The 5,318-nt window shown below is 63.3% G+C and carries 4 protein-coding genes; 1 reads left to right on the forward strand and 3 read right to left on the reverse strand.

Features of this window, described 5'->3' with window-relative positions; all coding sequences use genetic code 11:
* A partial coding sequence (locus EN949_RS32600; RefSeq protein ID WP_127371906.1) for a DUF2865 domain-containing protein occupies window positions 1–694 on the forward strand: 694 nt, incomplete at its 5' end.
* Here the strand turns inward: EN949_RS32600 and gltX are convergent.
* The 3 genes from gltX to EN949_RS32615 all read right to left on the reverse strand — a co-directional run bounded on the left by gltX (window position 612) and on the right by EN949_RS32615 (window position 5,310).
* Window positions 612–1,985, reverse strand: coding sequence for a glutamate--tRNA ligase (gltX, locus tag EN949_RS32605; protein ID WP_127366344.1), 1,374 nt, complete (start codon window positions 1,983–1,985; stop codon window positions 612–614). The two genes, EN949_RS32600 and gltX, sit on opposite strands and share 83 nt — an antisense overlap.
* Window positions 1,986–2,170: 185 nt before the next feature.
* Complete coding sequence (locus EN949_RS32610) at window positions 2,171–3,346, reverse strand: hypothetical protein (RefSeq protein ID WP_013531893.1); 1,176 nt, start codon at window positions 3,344–3,346, stop codon at window positions 2,171–2,173.
* 260 nt (window positions 3,347–3,606) lie between these two features.
* Entirely contained in the window at window positions 3,607–5,310 is a 1,704-nt protein-coding gene (locus tag EN949_RS32615) for an ABC transporter ATP-binding protein (protein WP_127371907.1), read from the reverse strand.
* Between the last annotated feature and the right edge of the window lie 8 nt (window positions 5,311–5,318).

Genomic DNA, 5,318 nt, shown 5'->3' on the forward strand with positions numbered 1-5,318 from the left:
GCTCAATATGCTTGATGAACCCAACCAGCCCGACGATCCCAGCGAGGAGCGCAATGTCCGCCGTGTGCTCAACCAGCCCGGCGTACCGGATTTTCCGAGCGTCGGTGGCGAATTCCACACGTCCTGTGTGCGCACCTGCGACGGCTACTTTTTCCCTATGTCGAACTCGGCCTCGGCAGGCGATTTCGAACGCGACCAGAAGAATTGCGAATCGAGCTGCCCCGGCACCGAGATGCAGGTTTTCTATTCGCGCGGCATGGACGACGATTCGGCGTCGATGACGTCATCTGTCACCGGCCGGCCTTACAGCGAATTGCCGACCGCCTATCTCTACAAGCAGCCCGGCGTGTCGCGGCCGCCGGCTTGCGGCTGCAACGCCGCTGCGCAGGGTTTCCAGATCATCGCCGGCAATCCGCCGAATCCGGTGCAATCGCAGCCAGAGACAGACGCGTCATCATTCATTCCAGTCCCGGTTGCAAAACCTGATCCGGGCGCCGATCCCGAAACGCTGGCCAATCTGGAAGGTGGGCTCGACCGCGAGGCGATCAAGCGGCTTTCCGCGAGGCCGGTGACGTCGCCCGTGTCCGCGCTGCCGCCGGAACAGCGCAAGGTCAGGGTCGTCGGGCCAACGTTCCTTCCCGACCCATCAGCGGCAATAGATCTGCAAGCTCCGGCCCCGAAGGCAGTCCGGTAAGGGCTGTCCTGAGTGGCATGAACAACGCCTTGCCCTTGCGGCCGGTCGCTTCCCTGATCTTGCCCGTCCAGTCCTTCCAGATCGTCGCGGTCCAGGGTTCCTCCGGCAGCAGGTCGAACGCCTGTCGAAGAAAGTCGCGGTCGTCATCGGAAAATTGCGGCTTCTCCTGCGGTCCTTCGCGCAGGATGCGCCACCAGTTGACCGCATCGGCCAGCCTGTCGAGATTGCCGCGCACCGCCAGCCAGAACGGTTCGGCCTGCTCGCCGGAGACGCCGAGCACGATGAGACGGTCTTGTGCCTCGGCGAACGGCATGTGGTGCAGCAGCGACCGGTTGAGCACGAACAGCTCGTCCGGATCGAACTTGGCCGCGGATTTCGATGTCGCCGCCGGATCGAAGCGTTCGGCGAGTTCGCCCATCGTCGGCATCGCCGCGACATTCTCCGAAGTGCCTACCAGGACGGCCAATGATGCGACGGCCATCGGCTCGATGCCGTCCTCGCGCAGGCTTTCGATGGAGAGCGCGCCGGTGCGCTTCGACAAGCCCTCGCCCGATGCGGTGGTCAGGAGATTGTGGTGGCCGAACACTGGCGGCGTGGCAGCCAGTGCCTGGAACAGGGCGATCTGCACGCCGGTGTTGGTGACATGGTCGTCGCCGCGGATGACATGGCTGACGCCCATCTCGATGTCGTCGACCACGGAAGGCAGCGTATAGAGATAGGTGCCGTCCTCGCGCACCAGGACCGGGTCGGAAAGCGAGGCCAGATCGACGGTTTCCTCACCGCGCACCAAGTCGTTCCAGTGGATTTCAGTGCGTTCCGGCTGTTGTGGATCGTCTGAGAAATTGGGCAGGAGAAAACGCCAGTGCGGCCGGCGGCCATCGGTCTGGTATTCGGCGATCTGTTCGTGCGTAAGGGTCAACGCCTCGCGGCCATAGACGGGCGGCAGACCGCGCGTGCGGCGCACCTTGCGCCTGAGATCCAGCTCCTCCGGCGTTTCGTAGCAGGCATAGAGAACGCCTGCCGCCTTCAGCCTCTCGACCGCCGCGTCATAGACTTCGAAGCGCCGCGACTGGTACTCGGTGGCGTCGGGAAAAATGCCCAACCAATGCAGGTCGTATAGGATGGCGTCGGAAAACTCCTGCTTCGAGCGCGCAATGTCGGTGTCGTCGAAGCGCTGGATGAAGCGACCCTTGTTGTTCACGGCGAACAGCCAGTTGAACAGAGCCGTGCGCGCATTGCCGATATGGATGCGGCCGGTCGGCGAAGGGGCGAAACGAACGGTAACTGTCATGAGCGGGGCGTACCGGATGCTTTTACGATTGACAAGACGCGCCCCCGCGCTGCCCGGCAGACATAGAACATGGCGGCTGGAATGAAAAGACCGGGCGTTGGACGCCTCAGGAGGCACCCATTCCGCAGGCGGCCTTTGTAACCGAGCGCTGCCAGCCGCTGGGGCCGACCACCGGTTGAAGGCGATCAGCGGCCGAAATCATCGGAACTGAGGCGGGTCCAGCGGTCGCCCACCAATCCACCGATAAAGATGTCGCCGGAGCGGACCGCTTCCGTGACCTCGGCGATCCGCGAGCGGACCATCGTTCCCCCGGCATAGCGGAAGAAGACATTCTTGTAGCCAAAGAGTTGGGATATGAATCTGGTCTGCGTCTGCCCGGTGATGCCCACGCAGCCCATCTCCCATGCGGCGGCGACAAGCGCATCCAGCGTCGCGCCCCAATGCGATCCGAATGCCTGGATTTGCAACAGGTTCGCCATGTCGCCGGCTTGACCATAGAAGGCATAACAACCGAGCATTTTGCCCGTTTCGTCGTAGATCCCACCGAAATGAAGGGGGCCGTCGGCCCGCTTCTCGGCCGCCAGCGCAAGCAGCCGTGGCAACTCCCCATCCTTCCAACTCGGCCGAAGAGCGTAACCAGACAGGAGGGTCGGCAGTTCCTCGGCAAATTGCACGGCATTGATCGGCTCACGGTGGGTGCGATGCGACGATGAATGCTGGACGGGGGGCTCGAACCTTCTTTTCGCAAGAGCATCGAATGCTCGCGCAAAGGGGTCGAGTACAAGGTGAGGCAGGCCGGGCCATTTACGGTGCAGTGCGGCGGCGGCCATTCCCGCCGGCCGGAAGACATATGTCCATCCCAGACAATGCACCGGCAGGAGTTGATACTTCATCGGGCGCGCGAAGGCCAAGGATGTCCGGTTGGCCGAATCGGTCAGCTGCAGATCGAATTCGCCTTGATGCAATGCCCGCAGCAATTGCGGTCCGGCCGAGCCGTCATCGGTGCCGGGGTCGGCCATGAGCGGCCCGATGATCGCCGCATTCAATGGCGCACCATTGAGCTCGTAGCGGGCTTTCAAAACGCCGAGGAACCCACCCAGGCGGCCCTGCCGGTTGATCTGGACAAGAGCGTTGCTTTCACCGGAGTGGCCGGCAGGGTCGAGATAAATCTCTCTCATATACGCGGCCGTTTCGGCGATCGCGCGATCGAGGAGGTGACGGCGGCGCCGGCGAAACTTCGTCAGGAAGAGTGCGGCGACGCGCTCGAGATCTTCGGCAGCAAGCGGCCGAACCGAGCCATGCTGAGATTCCAGCACTGACGGCGCAGCCAACTTTTCCTCGGCATTCGCAGAAAGATGCATCGTGAAGAACGTCCGTGGGTTGCCTCCATCGGATATATATCAACCAATGGTAGAAACAACGTATCTCGGTCAATATGATGAACAGAGGTCCCAAGACTTACTATCCGGACAGGACTTCACAGGCAAATCAAGTCGGCCAGCATCACGGCGCTGATCGACGGATCGACTGCCTTCCTGCGATCGCATCTCCTGCTCCAGCCCGCTGGGCTGACCGTGCCTGACAGAGGCGGCCTCCGGCCGAAGCTGGAGGCCGCCTCAGGTCAGCTGACAAGTCCCTTGGTCAGTTCGAGCGCCTGGCGTTCGAACAGGCGACGGTAGATGCCGCCTTTCAGCCGGATCAGTTCGTCATGCGAGCCTTCCTCGACGATGTTGCCGCGATCGAAGACCAGCAGCCTGTCGAGCGCCCGCACTGTCGAAAGCCGGTGCGCGATGACCAGCGTGGTGCGGCCGACCATCAGCCGCTCCATCGCCTGCTGGATCAGCACCTCCGATTCCGAATCGAGGCTCGATGTCGCCTCGTCGAGGATCAGGATGCGCGCATCGGCAAGGAAGGCGCGCGCGATCGCCACGCGCTGACGCTCGCCACCCGACAGTTTCACGCCGCGTTCGCCGACCAGTGTACCGTAGCCCTTTGGCAGGTTGGTGATGAAGTCATGCGCACTCGCCAGCTTCGCGGCATGCTCGATCTCCTCCTGCGACGCACTCGGCCTGGCATAGGCGATGTTTTCGGCCAGGGACCGGTGGAACAGGATCGGCTCCTGCTGAACGATGGCGATCTGCCCGCGCAGCGAGGCTTGCGCCACCTGCGAGATGTCCTGACCGTCGACCAGGATTTTCCCCGCGTTCACGTCATAGAGCCGCTGGATAAGCTTGACGAAGGTCGTCTTGCCCGACCCCGAATGGCCGACCAGCCCGACGCGCTCACCCGGCGCGATATCGACCGAAAAGTCGCGGTAAAGCGCGGATCGGTGATGGCCATAGTGAAAGGTGACGTTGTCGAAGCTGATCCGTCCTTCGGTGATCCGGATCGGCTTGGCACCTGGCCGGTCCTCGATGCCGAGCGGTTCGGACTGGAAATCGACCAGCTCTTCCATATCGTTGATGGAGCGCTGCAGGTTGCGGATATGCGTGCCGATGTCCCTGAGATAGCCCTGCAGCACAAAGAGCGAGGTCAGCACGAACGCAACGTCGCCGGCGCTCGCCTGCCCCCAGGACCACAGCATCAGCGCCAGGCCGATCACCGCAGCGCGCATGACCAGCAGCAGCACTCCTTGCGTGGTGCCGTTGATGGTGCCGCGCACCCAGGTGCGCCGTGTACGCGCACGCCATTTGGCGACGACCTCGGCCAGGCGGCGTTCTTCGCGCTCCTCGGCGCCAAAGCCCTTGACCACGGCGTTGCAGCTGACCGCGTCGGCCAGCGAGCCGCCGAGGCGGGTATCCCAGGTGTTGGCGAGCCTTGCCGCCGGCGCGACATAGCCAAGTGACAGCAGCGCCGTCACCGTGATGAACAGCACCGAACCGGCAGCAACGACCGCACCCATCAACGGCCAGAACCAGCCAAGCAGCAACGTCGACCCGACCAGCATGACGATCGACGGCAGCAACGCGATGAGGATGGTGTCGTTGAGCAGGTCGAGCGCCCACATGCCGCGCGTCACCTTGCGGACGGTCGAGCCGGCAAAGCTGTTGGCATGCCAGTCGGTGGAAAAGCGCTGAACGCGATGGAAAGCATCGGCGGCGATGTCGGCCATCATCTTCAAGGTCAGCTCGACGATGCCCATGAACGCCAGGTTGCGCAACACGACGCCGGCCAGCGCCAGCGCCATCAACATCGAGAACGCCGTCAGCGCGGCATTCCAGGCAATCGCGTCGGCGCCGGCGCTGCTGGCGACGGCGTCGACCAGCCGGCCGGAATAGAGCGGCGTCAGCACATCGGCCAGCGTCGACAGCAGGAAGCTGGCCATGATGAGCG

The organism is Mesorhizobium sp. M7A.F.Ca.US.007.01.2.1 (assembly GCF_003998165.1).
Taxonomy (GTDB): Bacteria; Pseudomonadota; Alphaproteobacteria; order Rhizobiales; family Rhizobiaceae; genus Mesorhizobium; species Mesorhizobium ciceri.

Coding starts and splice junctions, on each gene's coding strand:
- gltX (WP_127366344.1), bottom strand. CDS start 1,985: ATGACAGTTACCGTTCGTTTCGCCCCTTCGCCGACCGGCCGCATCCAT.
- EN949_RS32610 (WP_013531893.1), bottom strand. CDS start 3,346: ATGCATCTTTCTGCGAATGCCGAGGAAAAGTTGGCTGCGCCGTCAGTG.
- EN949_RS32615 (WP_127371907.1), bottom strand. CDS start 5,310: ATGGCCAGCTTCCTGCTGTCGACGCTGGCCGATGTGCTGACGCCGCTC.